The sequence below is a fragment of the Paractinoplanes hotanensis genome, from assembly GCF_023717965.1.
GTDB lineage: Bacteria > Actinomycetota > Actinomycetes > Mycobacteriales > Micromonosporaceae > Actinoplanes > Actinoplanes polyasparticus.
Genome location: NZ_JAMQOL010000088.1, coordinates 1 through 20,549 on the forward strand (window position 1 = coordinate 1; position 20,549 = coordinate 20,549).

Annotated in this window: 17 protein-coding genes and 2 pseudogenes; 5 read left to right on the forward strand and 14 right to left on the reverse strand. The window is 66.7% G+C overall.

The window, feature by feature from the left end; all coding sequences use genetic code 11:
• The 3 genes and pseudogenes from LXN57_RS46115 to LXN57_RS48490 all read left to right on the forward strand — a co-directional run.
• Positions 1 to 202: pseudogene (locus LXN57_RS46115) on the forward strand (ISAs1 family transposase); the annotation flags it as partial.
• Positions 203 to 534: 332 nt separating this feature from the next.
• Positions 535 to 1,104: a GGDEF domain-containing protein gene (locus tag LXN57_RS46120; RefSeq protein ID WP_251804665.1), complete on the forward strand. Its 570-nt coding sequence runs from the start codon at positions 535 to 537 to the stop codon at positions 1,102 to 1,104.
• The gene (locus tag LXN57_RS48490; protein ID WP_369077310.1) at positions 1,059 to 1,187 is read left to right on the forward strand and encodes a hypothetical protein; all 129 of its coding nucleotides are present in this window, start codon (positions 1,059 to 1,061) and stop codon (positions 1,185 to 1,187) included. Before LXN57_RS46120 ends, LXN57_RS48490 begins: the two co-directional genes overlap by 46 nt.
• A gap of 233 nt (positions 1,188 to 1,420) precedes the next feature.
• On the opposite strand, the gene LXN57_RS46125 is transcribed toward LXN57_RS48490, so the two are convergent.
• From LXN57_RS46125 to LXN57_RS46195, 14 genes and pseudogenes are all read right to left on the reverse strand, one after another.
• Positions 1,421 to 1,753 (reverse strand): hypothetical protein, encoded by a 333-nt coding sequence (locus tag LXN57_RS46125; RefSeq protein WP_251804666.1) that lies wholly within the window; start codon positions 1,751 to 1,753, stop codon positions 1,421 to 1,423.
• Positions 1,754 to 2,175: 422 nt separating this feature from the next.
• Positions 2,176 to 3,726, reverse strand: a complete 1,551-nt coding sequence (locus tag LXN57_RS46130; protein WP_251804667.1) for a glycosyltransferase — start codon at positions 3,724 to 3,726, stop codon at positions 2,176 to 2,178.
• 101 nt (positions 3,727 to 3,827) lie between these two features.
• A complete protein-coding gene (locus LXN57_RS46135) occupies positions 3,828 to 4,385 on the reverse strand; it encodes a sigma-70 family RNA polymerase sigma factor (protein WP_308206712.1) in 558 nt (185 codons plus the stop codon).
• Between the two features lie 308 nt (positions 4,386 to 4,693).
• Positions 4,694 to 6,051, reverse strand: a pseudogene (locus LXN57_RS46140) (IS110 family RNA-guided transposase).
• A gap of 334 nt (positions 6,052 to 6,385) precedes the next feature.
• Complete coding sequence (locus LXN57_RS46150) at positions 6,386 to 7,075, reverse strand: low temperature requirement protein A (RefSeq protein WP_251804670.1); 690 nt, start codon at positions 7,073 to 7,075, stop codon at positions 6,386 to 6,388.
• On the reverse strand, positions 7,072 to 8,586 hold the full coding sequence (locus LXN57_RS46155) for an AAA family ATPase (protein WP_251804671.1): 1,515 nt from the start codon (positions 8,584 to 8,586) through the stop codon (positions 7,072 to 7,074). The genes LXN57_RS46150 and LXN57_RS46155 overlap by 4 nt, the downstream gene beginning before the upstream one ends.
• A gap of 217 nt (positions 8,587 to 8,803) precedes the next feature.
• Positions 8,804 to 9,754: a hypothetical protein gene (locus LXN57_RS46160; RefSeq protein ID WP_251804672.1), complete on the reverse strand. Its 951-nt coding sequence runs from the start codon at positions 9,752 to 9,754 to the stop codon at positions 8,804 to 8,806.
• Positions 9,751 to 10,623, reverse strand: coding sequence for an SDR family NAD(P)-dependent oxidoreductase (locus LXN57_RS46165; protein WP_251804673.1), 873 nt, complete (start codon positions 10,621 to 10,623; stop codon positions 9,751 to 9,753). Before LXN57_RS46165 ends, LXN57_RS46160 begins: the two co-directional genes overlap by 4 nt.
• Positions 10,624 to 10,854: 231 nt before the next feature.
• Complete coding sequence (locus tag LXN57_RS46170) at positions 10,855 to 11,241, reverse strand: hypothetical protein (RefSeq protein ID WP_251804674.1); 387 nt, start codon at positions 11,239 to 11,241, stop codon at positions 10,855 to 10,857.
• A gap of 746 nt (positions 11,242 to 11,987) precedes the next feature.
• Positions 11,988 to 12,824 carry an IS5 family transposase gene (locus LXN57_RS46175; RefSeq protein WP_438872989.1) on the reverse strand — a complete coding sequence of 279 codons (837 nt, stop codon included), beginning with the start codon at positions 12,822 to 12,824 and terminating at the stop codon, positions 11,988 to 11,990.
• A gap of 152 nt (positions 12,825 to 12,976) precedes the next feature.
• Entirely contained in the window at positions 12,977 to 16,303 is a 3,327-nt protein-coding gene (locus LXN57_RS46180; RefSeq protein ID WP_251804676.1) for a S8 family serine peptidase, read from the reverse strand.
• 163 nt (positions 16,304 to 16,466) lie between these two features.
• On the reverse strand, positions 16,467 to 17,372 hold the full coding sequence (locus tag LXN57_RS46185) for an IS110 family RNA-guided transposase (protein ID WP_251804677.1): 906 nt from the start codon (positions 17,370 to 17,372) through the stop codon (positions 16,467 to 16,469).
• Positions 17,302 to 17,745 carry an IS110 family transposase gene (locus LXN57_RS46190; protein ID WP_251804689.1) on the reverse strand — a complete coding sequence of 148 codons (444 nt, stop codon included), beginning with the start codon at positions 17,743 to 17,745 and terminating at the stop codon, positions 17,302 to 17,304. The genes LXN57_RS46185 and LXN57_RS46190 overlap by 71 nt, the downstream gene beginning before the upstream one ends.
• Before the next feature lie 253 nt (positions 17,746 to 17,998).
• Positions 17,999 to 18,577 carry a DUF4277 domain-containing protein gene (locus LXN57_RS46195; protein WP_251804678.1) on the reverse strand — a complete coding sequence of 193 codons (579 nt, stop codon included), beginning with the start codon at positions 18,575 to 18,577 and terminating at the stop codon, positions 17,999 to 18,001.
• Positions 18,578 to 18,753: 176 nt separating this feature from the next.
• Here LXN57_RS46195 and LXN57_RS46200 point away from each other — a divergent pair, with 176 nt between their 5' ends.
• Positions 18,754 to 19,467, forward strand: a complete 714-nt coding sequence (locus LXN57_RS46200) for an AAA family ATPase (RefSeq protein ID WP_251804679.1) — start codon at positions 18,754 to 18,756, stop codon at positions 19,465 to 19,467.
• A complete protein-coding gene (locus tag LXN57_RS46205; protein ID WP_369077311.1) occupies positions 19,464 to 20,294 on the forward strand; it encodes a S8 family serine peptidase in 831 nt (276 codons plus the stop codon). The genes LXN57_RS46200 and LXN57_RS46205 overlap by 4 nt, the downstream gene beginning before the upstream one ends.
• Positions 20,295 to 20,549 lie beyond the last annotated feature (255 nt).

Sequence of the window (20,549 nt, forward strand, 5' to 3'; positions counted from 1 at the left end):
CCGGGACGTAACTTTCCGTGAAGACGCCCATCAAGCCCGGACCGGCAACGGACCCGCCGTCATGGCCACCCTGCGTACCACCGCGATCGGATTCCACCGCATCAGCGGCGAGGCCAACATCGCCCGCGCCACCCGACGCGCCAACCGCCGTCCGCACGACCTCATCACCGCCATGACCAGCGGTAACGGAACAACGCAATGACCCTGCCCCTGTGCCACCCTCACAGGCAGCTGAGTAACGACGCCGCAGGTTTCGCATACCGCTACGGACCGCTCAGTCGCTCCCCCAAAAGGGCCTTCGACACTGGGCTTCGACCCCGCCCGTTTCCAGACGGAGCCGCCAGTCTGCTACCGGGCCTCCTGGCAGCTACCCGGACCGGACTTCCACCGGCAAGCGACGACGAGCTTACAAACGACGATCAACCACCTACATGGTCAACCTCCGCTCTGCTGGGCGCACCGGAAAGGCTCAATGCACCCGAGCCGGTGCGCCGACTACTCGACGTTCGAGCGACCGCCTGGCTGGCCGCCTCCATGAAGATGCGCGATGAAGACCACGGTTTGGTCGTGGCAGTGCGCCACTCTGGGTCCTTTTCCAACACAGAACTACGAGTAGCCGCCGCATTCGCCGGACAGGGCGCCACCGCCATGGACAACGCGCAACTCTTCCGCCGCACGCAGGAGCTCGCCACCCGCGACGGACTCACCGGATTGTTCAACCGCCGTCACTTCCACGAGCTTGGCGACCGTCAGGTGCGCACCGAACTGCGTGAAGAACGAATGGCGGCAGCTATAATGCTCGACATCGACCACTTCAAGAATGTCAACGACACGTACGGGCACGCGATAGGCGACGAGGTCATTCGGGCGGTCGTCGCCCGGATCACCTCCGTGCTACGAGACACCGACCTGATCGGCCGTTACGGCGGTGAGGAATTCGCTGTCCTGCTCGCCGAAACGAGCGAGGCGGGAATGCCCTCCTCCGCCGAACGAATCCGCGCGATGGCGGCCAACACGCCGATTGACACCGCCGCGGCCCGCTTCCCGTCACCATCAGCATCGGCGCCGCACGCAGCACCAGCCTCCACCTCCCAGAGCTGCTGAACAGCGCCGACGAGGCGCTCTACACAGCGAAGCGGAACGGCCGCAACCGCATCGAGTTCACCCCTCCTTGGACACGGATTTGATGGTCTCCCGCGGGTAGTCGACCCGGATCGGGTTGACGGTCGGTGACCGGCGCCGTTTTCTGCCGGTGGAGCGGTGTTTCACCGAACCGTGCGACCAGCGGCTGCCTGCCCCCGGGCAACCGGATCTGCTGACCGAGACAACGGATGCAATCCGTTGTTTGCGAGCGATGCGGCAACCTCCAGGGACGATATCCGCTGGAGGCGGAGAGGATGTCCCCGCCCCCAGCGAGGGATCAGAAGGCTTGGAAGGAGTGGTACGTACCGGCGGTGAAACCCCGAAGAGTGCCCAGACCCACGGCTGCGTCCGTGCAGTCGGCGGTGCGGTATGCGACGACCTGTTCCACGGTGCCGAAACCGGTGAGCGAGTCTGCGGTCGGGGGGAAAGCTGTGCAGCTGCCGTCAGGGTCGGCCACGTGCAAGACCGGCGTGGTGAACCTTCCCTGGTAGAAGGTCAGACCGGTCTCTACTTCTACCTGCTGGGCGGAAGCGGGCGAACCCATCAGTGCGGTGCCGCCGACTGTTGCGACGGCGAGCCCCATGGTGATACGCATGACGGTCTTGCGCATGCTGACGCCTCCTAGAGTTGACATCTCGTGTGGTTGATCGGACGAAGTGCCGGCTTCTGCCCGACTGATGCGCACCAAAGGACACCATCGCTGATGAAACTTTAAGGCACAACCATCGTCGATGTGATTACGAAAACAGATCTCCATGCGGATGCAATGAATTTTCCGCCCCGCGATACGTGCAGGCGCTGGGCCCGGCTGGGTGTCCAGGCCTGGCCATGGGTGTGATTGCCGCCGCCGGATCGACTGGGCCGGCCTCAATGCACCCCTGGCAGACAGCGATTCGACGACTTCAGCCAGAGCTGCAGCCTCGCGCTGACCCACCGCGGTCGTCTGCGCCGCCCGGCCACAACAACCGAGCGGCGCAAACAACGGAGCGGCGCAAAGCAACAACCAGTCAAAGGACACTGGGGACGGAAATGTCATCGCCGGGGCCGACGAACGCCGTACCAGCTTCTGGTCAGGAACGAGCCCATCAGAACGAGTCCCAGAACTGTCCAGTACGCGCTGCCCTGCAACAAGGAGGTGGTCAGGGCAGCCTTGATGATGCCCGCAAGCAGCAGCAGGAAAAGCAATGCCTGCGGCAGAGTCTCACGCCAGTACCAAGCGTATCGGTGTGCCTTCCGGGTCACCTGGTAGATCGGTTTGCGGTTCGGGCCGTTCACGATCGCCCTGATTATGCACGCGATGTAGACCGGACCCATGCCCGCCCACATCTCCCTCGTGCGGAACAGGTTTCTCCATCTGGCCCGGCCGTTCAGGGTCACGAATAGCAGCTCCAACGCGATCGTGACCGGCCAGAAATGCGTTGCATACGCGACAGTGGTGCTAACCAACGGGTTTACCCCGGCCAGCAGGCTGACCGCCGACGTCACGAAACAGACCAGACTTGCCACACTGGACAGGTAGGCTCCCCCAATCTCGAGGAACTGCAGGCGTTGCCGCAGGTTGAGTCCGCGCATCGACCCGTACACCAGCAGACGCACGGTATCGATCGCCCACGTCCCACGCTGCTTGTACACGTTCGGAATGTCCTCCGGAGCGGTCTGGCCGACCGCCCCCACGATCGGGACGTACACCCCCCGCCAGCCCCGGCGCAACGCCTCCACGCCCGACTGCAGGTCCTCGACCAAGTTCCAAGCCGGGAAGTCGCCGATATCGCGCAACGCTCGCCGCCTCCACACCAACCCAGATCCGCAGGGAATCACCGCGTTTCCCGCGTGCCGGGAGAGCATGCTGCCGCGGTAGAACATCGGATCGTTATTGCCGAACGGGTCACCCGGCGCGACCAGCGACTCCTTGATCGTCTGAACGTACGCGACCCGACCGTCGATCAGCAGCTGTGCCACACACCGCCGCAGGAACATCGGGTCACCGACCAAGTCATCGGCGTCGCGCGTCTCGATGAACCCGGCCGCAATATGATGGTCGTCGAGCACCTGCAGACCCGCGTTCAAATTGCCGGCCTTGGCCTCACCACGCCGATGCACCGAACCTCGAGCCGGAGGCAGGTACCGCAAGAACCGAGCGGCGGGATACTCCCGCCGCAGCCCGTCGACCAGAGCCTCGACCTCGTCGCGGCCGCTGTCGTCACCGACGAGGATGCACATGGCCCCGTCTGGCCAGTCTTGGTCGAGGACCGACAGCAGGGTCCGGCGCAACATGTCGATCGGCTCGCCCGCGGTCGGGATGATGATTGCCACCAGCGGCTCGGCGCCGTGCAGCACCTCCACTGGCGGTCCGGCGGCCCGAGACCAGTTGTTAATGCAGGTCAGCAGCACGTTCAGAATGAGGGCGGTGCTGGCGGCGGCGAACGGCCACGACAGCCACGGCGTGGCCGGATTCATGCTGGCGAGGATCCAGGGCACGTACCAGAGGGAGCAGACGGCGACGGCGACACCCGCGCACCGAATGCCCCAGACGCGTGCGAGACCGCCTTCCTCCTCGGCGAGCCGATGATCGGTGGCGAGCATTCCGCTGCTCCGGGCGGCCCATCGGCGGGTCGGTCGCCGGGTCGGTGGCGGCGACACGCCCGGGCGCAGCCGGGCACCAGTGTCACCTGTTAGTTGCGACGTCATCGAGCCACCCGGAAACGAGCCCGCTCAGGATTTCTCCGGTGCGGATACATGTCGCGCAGTTTCCGCAGGGCGTAGAACGTTCGGGACTTCACGGTGCCGGGTGGGATGCCTAGGATTGCCGCGGTCTCGGTGACTGATCGTCCTTGAAGGTAAACGTGTTCCATGACGATCCGCTGTTCGGGTGACAGCAGGTCCATCGCCTCGGCCACGACCAGCGCGTCGACCACCCGGTCGGCGTGGTCGTATTCGGCTGCCTCCACAAAAGTGTCGCCGACCTCGGTGACCTGGGACGACCGTGCCCGGATCCGGTCGATGGCGATGTTGCGCACCACAGTGATCAGCCACCCGCGGATCGAGCCTTGTTCGTCGGTCAGCCGGTCGGCGTGGCGCCAGGCGCGCACCAGCGCCTCCTGGACGACGTCTTCCGCCACCGCATGATCCTTGATCAGATGGGTCGCGTAGGCGAGCATCGCCCGCCCGTGTTCCCGGTAGATGTACCGGATGAGAGTCTCGGCTGCGTCTTCTTTCTGGCGCACCGTCTGCCACATCGGCATGCGTCGATCCTGCCTGCCACGTAGGCATGTGCCGATTCTTCGGTCCGCGCGGCACACACTGCCGCGGGTACTTCATTCCATCTCCCACAACGCGACGGGTGCCCGTCTATTCACCGATGAGGAGCGCGTCACCTCCCGGGCAGCGCCAAATGTGATCAATACCGCGACCCCGTCCGTGAAGGATCGCGGATCAGGTGTATCTGCCCTGGTCACGCCCTCCTGACCGGAAAGAAGAGCTTGACCACCGCGGGGTTGGGCAGCACGGGTCGTCGGGCCGGTGGGGACGGCTCGGGCGGTGGATCGGTCGTTTATGCGGCGGTGAGAGTGACGGTGAATCCGAGGGCTTGGAGCTGTCGGATGTAGTTGCGGGTTCTCTTCTCCTTGTCGACGCGGCTGTTGTAGTAGTCGCTGCCGAGGTCGTGGAACCGGGCGGTGGGGTCGGACAGCAGGTGCCAGACGACGACGAGGATGGACCGTGCTACGGCTACCAGGGCTTTGAGCTTGCCTCGGCGTTTGACCAGGCGCCGGTAGCGTTCACCGAGGAAGGTGTCGGTGCGGGAGGCGCCGGCGGCCGCGTTGTCGAGGACTCCTTTGAGGTACGGGTTGCCCTTGCCGGCCTTGCCGGAGGTGTTCTTGTTGCCGGACTGGATGGTGCGGGGACACAGCTTCGCCCAGGAGACCAGGTGCTCGGGGGTCGGGAACCGGGTCATGTCCAGGCCCACTTCGGCCAGGATGGCTTGAGCGCCGGACTGGCCGATCCCGGGGATCTCGGCCAGTCTCTGCACCGCCGGTAACGCCTGGGTGGCGGGGTCGCCGGTGTCATCACATTCGTGGTCCGGGATCGCGGCGGCGGGGATCGCGGCGATCAGCTCGTCGATACGGGTGGTCAACTGGTCGATCTGCCGGGTCAGAGCGTCGATCTGGTCGAGCATGATCCGGACGAGTTCGCCGTGGTGGTCGTCGAACTGGCCGGTGAGCGCTTCGATCAATTCGGCGTGTTTGGTTCTCATCCGTCCCCGGGCCAGGCCGGCGAGGGTGTGTGGGTCCCGCTCGCCGCGGATGAGTGCCTCGAGCATGTCCCGGGTGGAGATCAGGTCCAGGCTTGACGCCACCGAAGAAACCTTGATCAGAGAGTCCTCGAGGATTTTCTCGAGGCGCTGCCAGTACCGGGTCCGTTCGCGGGTCAGGTCGACGCGCAGTCGGGTGTAGTCGCGCAGGACCCGCACCGGCCGGGGCGGCACGAAGGACGGACGCAGCATGCCCTTCTCGGTATGCCCTTCTCGGTAAGTTTGGCCAGCCACACCGCGTCCAGGTCCGTTTTAGGCCGACCCGGGACGTTACGCACGTCGCGGGCGTTGACCAGCTGCACATCCAGCCCCCGGGCTTCGAGCAGGTAAAACCAGATCCGCCAGTAGTCCGCCGTGCTCTCCACCGTGACCTTCTTCACCCCCAGATCGAGAAGCTGCTCGGCCAGCTGGCTGACCGCGTTGGTGGTGGCAGCCACGTCCCACACCTTGCACACCCGCCGCTGCGCCTGCTCGGCATGAGGCACCCGGGTACACACCTTGCCCGACTGCTTGCCGACATCGATTGCGCAGACCCGGTCGACGAGCCGTTCATGCTCGGCGTCGGGCACCTCCTGCGGCTCGTCCGTCCACAGCGGCATCCGTCTGCTCATGACCCCTCCCCACCACAAGATCAACAATGGCGGGTTGCCCGGGGGCCTCGGTCGGGAACCGAAATTCTGACCGGCGTGCTCAAGGCGACAGCGCGTGACCCTTCAGGTCGAAGCCCCGGCGCCAGACTAGCTAACGGGCTCAAGATCCCAAGAAAGTTACCGGCGTCAACGGGCAACCCAACCTGGAGGACTTCCCATAAGTATTTAAATTGCTCAGGCGAGTGGACCGTGTACGCGGAAGACTTCAAGCTTGGCTACGGTGCGTAATGTGGCGGGGAACTTCTCCAGATCCAGGAAATTCGAATGATGATCGACGCTCAATTCAATCAGCCATAGGGAGATTTTGCTTTTCTATTGGTGGCGTTTGTTTGCCTAATTCTCTCGACCTCTCATGATTCCGACGGGTGCTCTCGACGACGATCAGAGCGGTCATGACGGCGACCAGAGCGGCCAACCCGGCTATCGGGGGCAGGACGGCAGCGATCGGAACGGCGGCCAGCAGGGCTCCGATCGTCGCCAGCCGTGCCACGTTCAGGGTCCGGTGCATGCGGTGCTCGAACAGCAGATGGCCGGCGAGATACAGCGCCACGCCCCCGAACAACGGCAGTGCGTAGAAGATCCCTATCGGCCGGCTCGTACCGGCGTGCGCCACGACGCCTTCGACACCGAGGGCGGTGAGCAGGATGCCGGTGACCAGCGGGAAGTGCCCGTAGGTGTACGCCTCGACGGCCAGGCCGATCCGTGCGTCGTCCCGCGTCTTCACGAGACTGCGCCGGGCCGCGGGCGCCGCCACGTCGAAGTACAGCCACCAGAGGCAGACGGCGGTGCCGACGCCGAGGACGGCCGCGCCCAGCAGCGGCAAACTCACGGGCTGACCGGCTGCGCCGACGCCGATCGCGACGATCGACTCGCCCAGGGCCAGGATGATGAACAGGCCGTGCCGTTCGGTCAGATGCTCAGCGCTGTGCAGCCGCCAGTCGCCGTGCCGGGCGGTGAGATAGATGCCGCTCACGGACTTCTTCTCTGCCTGCGCCGACCGTGACCGCGGCGGGGCCCGTCTACTCGCGACCCGGATCCGGCAACTCGGTTTCGCCGGCGAGTACGACCCGGAACACCTGAGCGCCCGGTCGCACCGACCAGCAGCCGGTGTGCCGTGTTGACGTCGCCGTCCCCGTTGAGCATGAGGAACGCGGCCGCATTGGCCGCATGCAGGGCAGCTGCCGAGTCCGGCGCCGCCCTGCGGGCATCGGCCAGCAGGGTCCGGGCGTCCTCGATGACTCCGCCGGCCTCCGCACCGATGTACGCGGCCTCCGCGAGCCGGCGCCCCCGGTCGGAACTCGTCGTGCTCAGCTCGGCCGCGCGGACCAGCGCCGCGATCGCGGCGAACGCATCCCCTCGCAGCATGACCCGGTGCCCAGCCTCCTCGAGCAGCTCCGCCACCGTCTCGTCCGGGCCGGTGGCGGCCGCCGCCAGGTGCCAGGCGCGGCGTTCCCGGTCCTCGGTCAAGGCACCGGCCAGAGCGAGGTGCGCGCTGCGGCGCTCCTCGTGGGTGGACATCGCCACGATCGCCGACCGGATCAGCGGATGCCGGAACCCGATGCGCGCAGTGGCGTCGTCCACGCGTACCAACTGGGCCCGCTCCGCCGGAGCGAGGTCGACAAGACCGGACTGATCCGCGAAGGCCGCCCGCAGCACCCGGATGTCACCGGCGCCCTCGAAAGTAGCGAGCAACAGCAGCTGTCGGGTCGTTTCCGGCAAGTCCTCGAGACGCGCGGCAAACATCGCCTGAAGCCGGTCACTGAGGGGAACCACCTCGGCCTGCGGCACGGAGCGGTGAGCGGCACCGAGCAGCGTGGCCGGCAGCTCCGTCAGAGCAAGCGGATTGCCCTGCGCCAGGTCCAGCAGCCGTTGCCGGACCCGGGCCGGCATCGCCGGATGGTTGGCCACGACCAGCTCCCGCGCCGCCTCGCTGTCGAGCGGCGCGATGACCTGTTCGGCCAGCCCGCGCCGGTCGAGGAAGCTTGCCGTCCCCGATCGGGCGGACACCAGCAGCCCGGCCCGGCAGCCCTGGAGACGCCGGGCGATGAAGCCCAGCACCACGGCACTCGCCCGATCGATCCAGTGCACGTCGTCGACCACCAGCACAACCGGCACGTCCGTGGCGAGATCCGCGAGCAGCGGCAGCGCGGCGTTGCAGACGAGCAGGACGTCCGGGGCTGGTCCGGCGCCGAAGCCGAGCGCCACCGAGAGTGCCTGCCGCGGACCGGTCGGGAGGCGTTCGAGGTTCGCGTTCACCGGCAGGAGCAACTGGTTGAGGCAGGAGTAGCTGACGTCTGCCTCGAATTCCGATCCCGAGGCGCGCAGCACGCGCATTCCCGCCGCGACCGCAAGCTCTGCCGCGGCGGTCATCAAGGACGACTTGCCCACCCCGGCTTCGCCGCATATCAGCCGCGCGTCACCACGTTCTGGGAGGCCATCGAGAAATTCGGAAAGCTGGTCGAGGTCGGCATTTCGCCCGAACATTTTTGATACCGGTCACGGACACCTCACGTACACGTTCCCTACCGTCAGCCATCGTCCGGGGAGGCTTTAGCGCGATCATGAACTACTCCGCTTTCGGCTCGAGGACGAGGAGGATCGAGCAAAGGATGGGCAGCTTTGGACAAACGCTCAGCCGTCGCGGACGCCTCCGGCGGACACGGCGTGTTACAGACGACACGGCGGACGCCTTGGTCGCACGTCACGAAATGACGCTCTCCTTACCGTCGCAGGCTGAACGAGTCCATGTGTTGTTGCGCATGGCGTCGGATCCGAAATGGGGCCAGTCCAATACCGCACGACCGACATTTAGGTCGAACGTGGCCAGTACGTCGGCGACGTCACCGAGTGGCTGAACCGGGCTCTGCAGGAGAGAGACGACGCCCCGGAGTGCGGTCGGTCCGGCCGACTCCCACAGCCGGCGGGCGAGAATCTGCAGTCCGAACCTGAACCAGAAGTAGTTCGCTCCGTCGCCTGCCAGTGCATCCGCCATCCGGTCGAGATCGCGCACCGGCCACGGACCCTGCGCCGCCTCCCAGACCGCCTCGCACAGGGTCTCCAGAACGGGCAGCGATTCCGGTTCCGCCTCCGAGACATAGCCGTGCAGGCACAGATTCGCCGCGATCTCGCCCAGCCATGAACTGATCGGGCTGCGCGACCAGCCCTCGCTGTGAGTCAGGTGACCCAATTGGTGGACTATGAGCAAGTCCGCGAAGGGCTCGACGTCCGCCGGCCGGCCGTAGGCCGCGGCGAGCCGTTGCTCCATCTCGGCATCGGGATGGGAAGCAGCGATGACGAGAAGTTCTTGCCAGAAGGGGCCGGCTTCCCGCCCCACCACGATGCGCCCGTCACCGCCGTGCGGCATGCCGTACGGCGGACCGAGGGTCACTCCAGCCCAGTCCCCCGAACCGACCACGAACAGAGCCGGGACGAACGGTACAACTCCCTGATCGTCGAGCCACGACACGGCGCGTTCCATCCGCCGCGCCAGCGCACGCGCACGCATCTCGCCGCCGGTGGTGCAGGAGACCGGAAAGGCAAAGCCGCTGATCTCGGAGAGCGACTGATTCTCATCAGGTTCGGACACGAGTTCTCCCGTCGATGCCGCGGCTACCCATCGGCCATGGGGCTGCTCGTCCACCCGGCGGGTCATCCGGCAACCCTGTTCTTACTGCGGATCCGGGTGGAAGCCGCGGAGGCGATCCCCTGCAGGACCCGGACGTGACCGACGGGCATCATGCGCGCCAGAGCATCTGGCACCTTCGCACTGATAGCGATGAGCAGGCGCGGCTTACGCCTGACAACGGCATCCAGAATTTGCCAGGCGGCTCTCTCCGGCGGACAAGTGAGAGCCGCGGCCAACGACCGGCCGCCGTCTGCCCGCTCGTTCTTCGGTACGCCGCTGCCGACCAGCGCGTTGGTGGCGATTCCGGTGCGGATACCACCCGGGTGCACGATGGTCACCCCGATGTCCCTGTCCGCAAGCTCGCTGTGCAGTACCTGGCTGAGCCCACGGAGCGCAAACTTGCTGGCGCTGTAGGCGCTCTGCCCGGCCGGGGCGACGAGCCCGAACAGACTGGACACATTCACCAGGTGACTGCCCGGTCTGGCGGTGAGCGCGGGCAGCAACATGTGCGTGAGCATCATCGGCGCCCGGAAGTTCACGTTCATCACCCACTCGAACTCCTCGATGGTGACCTGATCGAACCGGCCGGCGAGCGCTACTCCGGCGTTGTTGATCAACAACCCGATTGCTGGGTACTGAGCGAGAATTGTGGTCGCGAGACGTTCGACGTCGCCGCGATCGGCGAGGTCGGCGGTGATTGCCTCGACTTTCCGTTCCGGGTGGTCCGCACGGATCCGGTCGGCGACGACGGCGAGCCCGAGGCTGTCGACGTCCACCAGCACCAGGTCACTGCCTCGAGTGGCCAGTAGGTAGGCGAGTTGCTCACCGATGCCGCCGGCGGCTCCGGTGAGCACCGTGGTTTGCCCGGTGAACAGGTAGGGCGAGAGACGGCTCAAAGCAGGTTCCTCACGGGAGTGTGGTCGTGGGTCGTCGGCCCGGACTCCTCGGGCGCCGAAGTCGCCGTGGAGCTTGAGAACCCGCCGGCTTCGCAAGGTTCTGGATCGACTTGGCTGACGTACTCCTCTTCAATGACGGATGAGAGTCCAGTTCCTTCAGACGGGTGCGGTGGGTCATCGGGCCGGGAAGCCGGTCCTCGCGTGAGGGTGCGCGCCCGCGTCATGGTTGGTTCAGCGAGTGCTCTGATCGGAACCACCACGCCGAGGCCCTGACCGCAGGGCATTTCGCTCGGGCATAATTGCCGGTGTCGGCAGGGGTGCGAGCTGCTCTTCATGCACGGCACCGAGCTCGAGGCCGAGGTCGACTAGTCCGGCCTTCAGCAGCTGTTGCTCCCGGTATGGCGGCAGGTTGAACAGGCGCCACCCCGATACCTTGGTGTGCTCCGGGCCGCCCTCGGTTTCCGGACCGCGCGACCCCCGCGGGTCGAACTCGTGGCACAGGCCAGTGCACACGTTCTCCAGGTGGTGGCCCGGCGGCGGCCGGTCATCGTTGCCGCCGACGACGTCCACCGGCTGGACCGGGCAACGGTGGGCGTTCTCACCGAGATCAGACAACACCGCCTGACCCACGACGCCCGAATCGGTTACGTGGAAACCGCGACCCGTACGAGCGGCACGAGCGATCGGACAATGACGATCACCATCCAGGTGGGCCCGCTCAGGCCCGCCACATCAGCTCGCCTGCTGGACGCGGCCTTTCCCGGCCTGGCTGGTCCGGTGCGGGAGCAGATTCTGTCCGCGGCGGACGGGAACCCGCTGGTTCTGGTGGAACTCGGGCAATCGCTCACCGCCGGGCGGCAAAATGGCTATGCCGGGATGTTGCTGCCATCGCGTCTGCTGGAGACCTTCAGCGGTCCCTTCCAGATGCTCGACGACACCGCCCGGCAAATTTTGCTGCTGGCCGCTCTGGACACCGACGAGACCCGACCGGTGGAGCTCCACACCGACCGGAGCCCGGCTCTGGCTGAGCTGATGCGTCCGGTCATCGAGGCGGGCATCGCCAGCTGGACGGCGGCCACCGGCGTCCAATTCCGTCACCCGTTGACTGCGCGGGCCGTCGTGCAGCGAGCCACAGATGCTGAGCTGCGCGAGGCACACCGACTGCTCGGTGAGTCGTACCTGGCTCGTCCCGACGGGCTGGAGCGAGCGGCTGAGCACCTGGCCGAGGCGGCGGCCGCCCCCGACGAGCAAGTGGCCGACATCATCGACCGCGCCGCCCGCTCGGCCATGGGCCGCGGCGACACACTGACAGCGATGGGTCTACTGGCGCGAGCCGCGGCATTGAGAGCGCGTTTTAGATGTGGTCACTCGGGTGTGTTGAAGGTGCGTCGAGGTGTGCGTACGGCGGGTCCGCCACGGTCGAGCCAGCCGAGCATTCCGTTGATCGCGGCCCAGCGGATCATGTACTCGGATACCTCTGGGTCGGTTTCATAGTCGCGGGCGAGTCTGCGGTGGAGCATCAGCCAGCCGAACGTCCGTTCTACTGGCCACCTGCGTGGGATCAGCACGAATCCCTTTTGCCCCTTTGGCTTGCGGACGATCTCCAGGGTCAACTTCAAGATCCGGGCGCACCACTCGACCAACACTCCTGCGAAACCACCATCAGCAAGTACATACCGGACACCGAGCGTGTGGCAGAGACTCAACAACGTCCCCTTCGCGCCGTCGCGGTCCTGCACGCTCGCCGCGACCACGCACACCACGATCAATAAGCCGATCGTGTTGGTCACGATGAACCGCTTCCTACCTCCTATCTTCTTACCGCCGTCGTAACCTTGCGTAACCTTCGCGACGGTGTCGGCGGTCTTGACGCTCTGCGAGTCGATGATCCCCGCGCTCGGTTCCGGGTTCCGGCCCTGGGCGATACGAACCTGTTCGCGCAGTTCTGTCAGGATCCGCTCGGTGACTCCGCGCTTGTTCCATTGCCGGAACCGGCCGTAAACGGTCTCCCACGGCGGAAAATCCGCCGGCAGATACCGCCACGCGCACCCGGTCCGCACCACGTACAAGATCGCATCAACGATCACTCTACGTGGATGCTTCTCCGGCCGGCCCATCCACTTCGGCAGCGGCAGCATCGGCTCGATGAGCTCCCACTGCCTGTCCGTCAAATCCGAGGGATACCGGCGTGATCGATCCATACTGGTACATCGATCAGTACCTCACGGACCGCCGGACACGCCGTGCGACCCACATCTAAAACGCCCTCTCAGCCGGGGTTAACGGGCGCCGGCCGTTCAATGCGATGCCCTGACCAGCAGCCGCCAGCCAGGGCATCGTTTTGGCAGCTGATCTAGCCGTTACCCGAGTAACGGTAGGCCCGGAGCACCGTCTGGGTGACGGACGATCCGTTGTCGTGGGCTGCGTTCAGGCGCACCGACACGAAGCCCTTGCCCTTCGGGTAGGTCACCCGGGCCACCCCGCTCGGCGGGACCCGGAGAGCGCGCCACGTCTTCCCGTCGTCGAAGGACACTTCCGCACCGAGCGTCCGTACCGAGATCCGCTCTCCGGCCTGGTTCTGCACCCAGAGCGGCAGGTCACCGACCCTGCCCCGCACGCTGTTCGAGGCATCGAGCGACGGCTGGTAGCGCACGGCGAACACCGGCAGCGCCACCGGATCGTCAGTCGCCGAGCGGGCCGAGCGGAACGTGAAGGCCACCGTCTTCTCGGTGGCCAGGCCGGCGTACCCCACGCCCGTCATCGTCTGCTCGACCCGGTACTCCGACTCCGCGTCCGGCAGGTCGAACGCGCCGGTCGTGTTGCCGTCGTAATCACCCAGCAGCTCACCGTCGCGGTAGAACTTCGAAGACGTCGTCTGGGCTCTGTCGAAGCCGACGTGGCCGGCCGCGTCGCCGACCTGGGGGATGGCGGCGACGATGTCGCCCCGGCGGCGGGAGATCCAGGTCGTGTAAGAGTTGAAGGCGAGCCCGTACGGGGCGGCACCCCACTCCTGGCTTCCGTTGCTGCCCGCGCGGTAGGTGCGGGCCGCCGAGCGCCAGACCGGCCCGACGATGAAGCCCTCCTCGTCGGCGGTCCCGATCTGCGTCTCCAGCGCCCAGCGCACACCGGGGCCGGTGGTGTGGTAGTTGGTGCGGGGAGTGGACGCCTTGGCCCTGACGACTGCCGCGCCGGTCTCGTTGCCGGTGCGGTCGAACATGATCGCCGCCTGTTGGGCGGTCTGCCCGCCGGCGTAACTGCGCAGCGTCTGCGTCTCCGTGGCGAGCTCGTGTGCGGTGAAGGCGCGCCGGTAGCCGCCGGAGACGAGGGTGGTGCCCGGCACGTACTCGGCCGCGTAGTAGGCGTACGGGCTGTTCACCCCCCGCGGGCCTGAGTCCTTCTGCGCCCATCCGCTCGACACGAACCCGGTCATGGCCGGCAGGCCGGGGGCTGTCGGGTCGGCCAGGCCGATCCGCATCTCGCTGAAGTCGGCGACGGTCGTGCCATAGCTGACCGAGCCGCCGTCGACGGTCATGGCGATGCCGATCGACGCGCTGGTCGCGGCGGCCGAGGGCTCCGGCACCGCCTGGCTGACCCGGGCTGCCTTGCGGGCGTCGAAGGTCACCGTGGTGTCGCCAGCGATGTCGATGAACGGCTGAAACATGGTCGTCTGTTGCGACCCGTCGCCAGCGGCCGACGTGTCGATGTAGGACCCGACCGTGTAGCGGCCCTTGGGAACCCGGATCGTCACCTCGCCGCTCGGATCCCACGGCAAGGCGAAGTAGTCACCGACGGGCTGGTAGATCTGCGTGAGGTTGTTCGGCGTGAGTTTGCCGTGGAGGCCGATGTTGCGCAGGGTGAGGGCGTACCGCTCGTCCTCCTTCTGGATGGCGATCGGCGTGGACACCTGGGCCGGACCGGCGGTGGCGACGATGCGGCCGGTGTAGGCGCCCGGTGCCACGGCGCCCGTGGTGTCGGCGGTGACGGTCACGTTCGCCGAGCCGCCGGCCGGGACCGAGAGACGGGTTTCGCTGAGCCGGAACACCGTGGTGGTCTCGCCGGTCAGCGCCAGGTCGACCGTCACGTCCGCGGTACCGGCGTTGCGATAGGTGACCGTCTTGGTCAGGGCGGTGTCGGAGTCGTGTGGCCAGTGCAGCAGGCCGAAGGAGACCGACCCGGGTTCGCTGGTGAGGGTCTGCGTGATCGCGCGGGTCAGGTCGACGCGTCCGGCGCCCTGCTCGAACGGGCCGGCGGCCGCATCCGGTTTGGCCGAGGCCATCAGCACCGACTTGAGTCGCGCGCCGTTCCAATCCGGGTGCTGCTGTGCGAGCAGTGCGGCGGCACCGGCGACGTGCGGTGTCGCCATCGAGGTTCCGTTCAGGCTCTGGTACGTGTCGGGGAAGTCGGCCGCCGGCTGCCCGATCGTGGACCCGGACGCTCGGGCGGCGACGATGTCGACCCCCGGCCCGGCGATGTCCGGTTTGATCGAGCCGTCGAAGGAGCGCGGACCCCGGCTCGAGAAGTCGGCCGTACGGTCGGACTTGTCCACCGCTCCCACGGTGAGTGCGGCGTCGGCGCTGCCCGGGGTGCCGATGGTCTCGTCGGCACCGCTGTTGCCCGCGGCGAGCACGAAGAGGGCGCCGGTCTGCTCGGAGAGGCTGTTGGCCGCCTCCTCGAGCGGGTCGATGCCGGGGAGGTCGTCACCGCCCAGGCTCATGTTGATGACCCGGGCCTTGCGGTCCACGGCCGCCCACTGCATGCCGGCCAGGATCGCCGAGTCCGGGCAGCCGTACAGCTCGCAGACCTTGCCGTTGAGGATGGTCGCCTCCGGCGCCACTCCCTTGTACTTGCCGCCCGAGGCGGCGCCGGTCCCGGCGATGGTGGACGCGACATGCGTGCCGTGGCCGTCGGTGTCCGCGGCGGTGGGCTCCGCGGTGAAGTTCTGCGAGGTGACCTTGCCGACCAGGTCGGGGTGGGCCTCGTCGACGCCGCCGTCGAGCACGGCGACCGCCATGCCCTTGCCGGTGTATCCGGCCTGCCAGGCGGCCGGGGCGCCGATCTGCGGCACGCTGACGTCGAGCAGTCGCTTGCGGATTCCGTCGAGCCAGACGTGTTGCACGTCTGCGCGCTGCTCGCCGTTCAGCGCCTCCCACAGGGTCGTCGCCTGGGTCTTGCGCGCGTTGACCGCGAGGCCGCGTACCGCCGGCAGGTCCCGCCCGAGCTGGCCGCCGGCGGCGGCGATCGCGCGCTTGGTGCGCGCGGCGGTCGCGGTCGAGCGATACCGGACGATCATGGGTACGGTCGGGCGCGCGGCGTCGTCGTAGCCCAGCGACACGAGTTCGGTGACGTCGAACAGCCGCCGGTCGAGCTGCTGTGTGCGCAGCATGGCGGCGGCGTCGCCCGGCATCACGTGCAGGTGGCCGCGGACCACCGTGGTGGCGAAGGAGATGTGCTCGCGGCCGGCCGCCGGCTCGATCCTCGCCGTGGTGGAGTCCGCTTTGGCGATGGTCACCCGGTCGCCGGTCACCAGGGTGACGGTGTGCGGCCTGCCCGTCGGGGAGGCCCCCGCGAGTTGCCCGGGCATCGGCTTGGCGGCCGCCGAGGCAGCGGCCGCCGAGGTGGGGACGAGACCGGCTATGGCGACGAGGGCGACGCTCCGGACCGCTGTTCTGCGCCAGCTCACCGGTCGATCGCCACCGTCAGAGATTCATGGAAATACGTCATAGCCTGAACGACGGCCGAGGCTCGAGAGAAGTTGCATCCGCGGACTAATCCGAAAATCGGAGAGGGAGTGGGCAGGCGGCAGCGTCCCGGCGGAGCCGGGACAGGTTTAGGGGTTGGGAAGTTCAGGCGGCGGTGGGGATCGGGGTGAGGGTGACGGTGTAGCCGAGGGCTTCGAGTTGCTGGACGTGGTTGCGTTTCTTGCGTTCGGGGTTGAGTCGGTTGTCGTAGAAGTCTGCGCCGAGGTCGTGGTAGCGGGCCTCGGGATCAGACAGCAGGTGCCAGACGATCACGAGGATGGACCGTCCGACGGCGACGATGGCTTTCTTCGCGCCGCGGCGCCGGGCGATACGGCGGTAGCGTTCACCGAGGAACGTACGGGTCTTTGCGGCCCCGACGGCGGCTTCACCGAGCGCCCGGGCGAGGTAGGGGTTGCCGTGACCGGTGGAGTTCTTCCCTTTCTTCTTCCCAGCAGACTCCTTGACCGTCGGGGTGAAGCTGGCCCAGGACGCCAGATGCGCGGCGGTGGGGAACCTGCTCATGTCCAGGCCGATCTCCGCGAGGATGATGTGGGCGGTGGCCGGTCCGATCCCGGGGATCTCACACAGCCGCTCCACCGCCGCCGCGAAAGGGGCGATCTGCTCCTCGATGCGGGCCTCGACCTCGGCGATGTCGGCTTCGATCGCTTCGACCCGGGCGAGCATCTTGCCCAGCAGGAACCCATGATGATCGCTGAACTGCCCGATGAACGCCTCCTCCAGCTGGGCGATCTTGCCGCGAATCCTTGAGCGGGCCAGCTGAGCCAGGACCTTCGGGTCACGTTCACCAGCGATCAACGCGCGCATCATGTCCCGGCCCGACAGGCTGAACAACTTCGACGCGACCGACGACAGCTTGACGCAGGCGTCCTCGAGCAGCTTCTCCGCCCGGTTCTTCTCCGCCGTGGCCGCGTTGACCAGATCAACCCGGTAACGGGTCAGGTCCCGCAACCGGCGGATCTCGGGCGGCGGCACGAAACTCGGCCGCAGCATCTGCCGTTTCGGCGACCTTGCACAACCACACCGCGTCGAGCTTGTCCGTCTTCGGCCGGCCCGGCAGATGCTTGACGTCCTTCGCGTTGACCAGCCACACCTCGAACCCGGCCGCTTCCAACAGGTAGAACGGCGGTTTCCAATAATCCGAGGTCGCCTCCATCACGACCCGAGTCACCCCTAGACACCGGAAATGATCACCCAGCGCGAGCAGTGACCGGGTCATCGTGGAATGCGTGCTGACTTCCTGCATCCGCCGGCCCGGCGTCGTGTCCGACGGCACCCGCACACACGCGACCAGCTCAGCCTTACCGATGTCGAGCGCTGCGACCCTCGCGATGATCTCCTCGTGATCTTCGGTATCCGTCAGCATCAGCACTCCCTTCCATCCTCAACCAGCTCAGGGCAATGCCCGCAGGAGCCGACAGGGCAGAAGCGAAGCTAATCCACGTGCTCGAAGCGACAAGGAAGGGCCCATCACGCGGCTCCCAGCGCCCGACTAGCCCACGACCTCATACGGATCAAGGAGCGAACGGCGTCAGCGGGCAACCACCATTTTCAGCCCGGAACGGGCTCCACGACAGAGGGAACAGGGACTAGCCCCGTATTCCGCAGGTCGGCGATCGTCAGCACCACTCCAGCGGATTGACGTCGAGCAGGTCGAGGAGTTCGAGTTGCAGGGGTGTGGGTTGAGGGATGGTGTGCGGGTTTCCGCTGCTCGCGGGGATGAGTCTGATGCTGGTGAGGGCTTGGAAGATCAGCCGGGTGGTCGGTACGGCGGGCCGGCCGGCGTAGAGGCCGGCGACGGTCTGCTCATACTCGCCATGCAGCGAGATCGACGTCATATCCCAATGCATGCGGGACACGTCGATACCGAACACCTCGATCGCGGCCGCCCCCACCGACCCGGCGATCGAGTCCACCCGCGCCGCGATCGCATCCAACGCCCGACCCACCCGATCATCGTTGAGCTGCTCGGCACGCAGGCCGAAGACTTCCTCGACCGCGTACCCGGCCGCCCAGTCCCGCACCCGCACCAACGGCTCCGGCGAGGTCAACCGGTTCGCGACCAGCGCCTCGATAACCTGCCCATGGGTCAACTCCGACCGGTCATCCACCGGGCACAACCCATCAATGACATCGCGAATCCGCAACCGGCCGGCGAACGCCGCGACCACCGGCAACGACCCCAACGCCTTCTCCACCGACGGCACCGAACCGTACCGCGCACGCTCTCTCACAACCCCGGCACGCTGCCACCGAACCCGCCCCCGGCCAACCCGCCGCGCCGAAACCCGCCCACGATCACCGACGTGCGGAAGCGGGACTAGCGGACCTACTGACCGTCGGGTATCCGGAGACGGGCCTGGCCGATCTTGCTTTGGCGCCCGATGTCCGGGAGCGCATCGATCGTGTGGTGCTCGAGCAAAGGCAGCAGGACCGATTGCGGGCGCATGGCTTCGAGCCGATGCGCCGCCTGTTACTGACAGGGCCGCCTGGCACGGGCAAGACGATGCCTGCTCGCGCTCTGGCCGGCGAGCTACGGCTGCTCCTGTTCACTGTTCGCCTTGACGGGTTGATCACCAAGTTGATGGGTGAGACCGCGGCGAAGCTACGGCTCATTTTCGATTCCGTCGCCGAAACGCGAGGGGTTTACCTGTTCGACGAGGTCGACGCCCTTGCTGGTGAACGCGCGCTTGGCGACGATGTCGGGGAGATCCGACGTGTGTTGAACTCGTTCCTGCAGTTTCTTGAGCAGCACGAGTCCCAGAGCCTGCTCATCGCGGCGTCTAATCATCCGCAACTGCTCGACAGGGCCCTGTTTCGTCGTTTCGATCTCGTCGTGGAGTATCCGCTGCCGACGCCGGACGTCGTTCGCACCGTAATCAGCAACCGCCTCGCCTCTATGGTGCCGCCACGTTGGCCGTGGAAGACGATCGAACAAGCAGCAAACGGCCTGAGCCAGGCGGAGATCACTGTTGCTTGTGAGTTCGCTGCGAAAGCGCCCGGTCACCAGCGGGCACCGCATACGACACCCCCGCCAGCCTGCAGCTCATCACGACCCGACGCCGCGATCTCGACAGCCGTCTACTGACGGTCACCTCGGCCACGAGTGCCGCGACCGCACAGGCCGCACATCTGGCCGCGCGTATCACCGCCGACCATCCCCACATGTGGCCAGAGACGATCCGCGCGCTCATCGTCCATTCCGCGGAGTGGACCCCAGCGATGCTCAACAGATTCGGCGGCAGGAACAAGACCCAAACGCTGCCCCTCTTGCGCCGCTACGGGATGGGTGTCCCGGATCTGCTACGAGCCACCCGCAGCGCCACCGATGCGCTCACCCTCGAGGTCGAGGACACCATCCGGCCGTTCGAGCAACGCCGGATGCGGGAGATGCACCTTCATGATCTTCCGTCGCCAGCCGACGTCTTGGAACAGCTGGGCGAGACGCCGGTGCGGCTGCGCGTGACCTTGTCGTACTTCATCGAGCCGAACCCCGCCAACCGGGGCTGGCGGCGCCGCTACAGCTACGCGTCGCATCTCCTGCGGTTCGATGTCCGCCGACCGTACGAGTCTCTTGACGACTTCCGTAAACGACTCAACAAGCAGGCCATCGCAGAGGAAGAGCGCCGCCCGAGCGGCGCCGCCGACGCCGGCTGGATCCTGGGCGCGAAGGCACGCAGCTCGGGGTCGGTGCACTCGGACATATGGCAAGGATCAGCGGTAGACCTTGCCAGCCGTGGCGCGGTCGCCATTTTCCCGGTCAGCGGCTGGTGGAAAGAGAACCCGGCGCGTGATCGCAGCGAGCAGGGCGCACGCTACGCACTGGTCGTCTCCGTCGAAACCCCTGGCCAGGACGTCGATGTGTGGACTCCGGTGGCTCAGCAGGTCGGAGTCCCAGTACAGGTTCACATGTGAAACCGAAAAACGCGTTGAAGTGTCTGTACCCGTTGACACCCAACCTGGACCTGACCAGGGCCGGCCGGACACGATGGAGGATCTAGTGAAAGCCCGTCATCAACGCTTTCGCCATCACTTTGGGGTGACCGCTGTCCGGCCGCCGAATCGCACTGACCGAATCGCCAAGAACACTGCTCATGGGATACACCAGTTCGCCGCCGTCGGTGCCGCCTGACGTTCAGACGGCCCACATCGCCGGGCCAGCGTGACGCG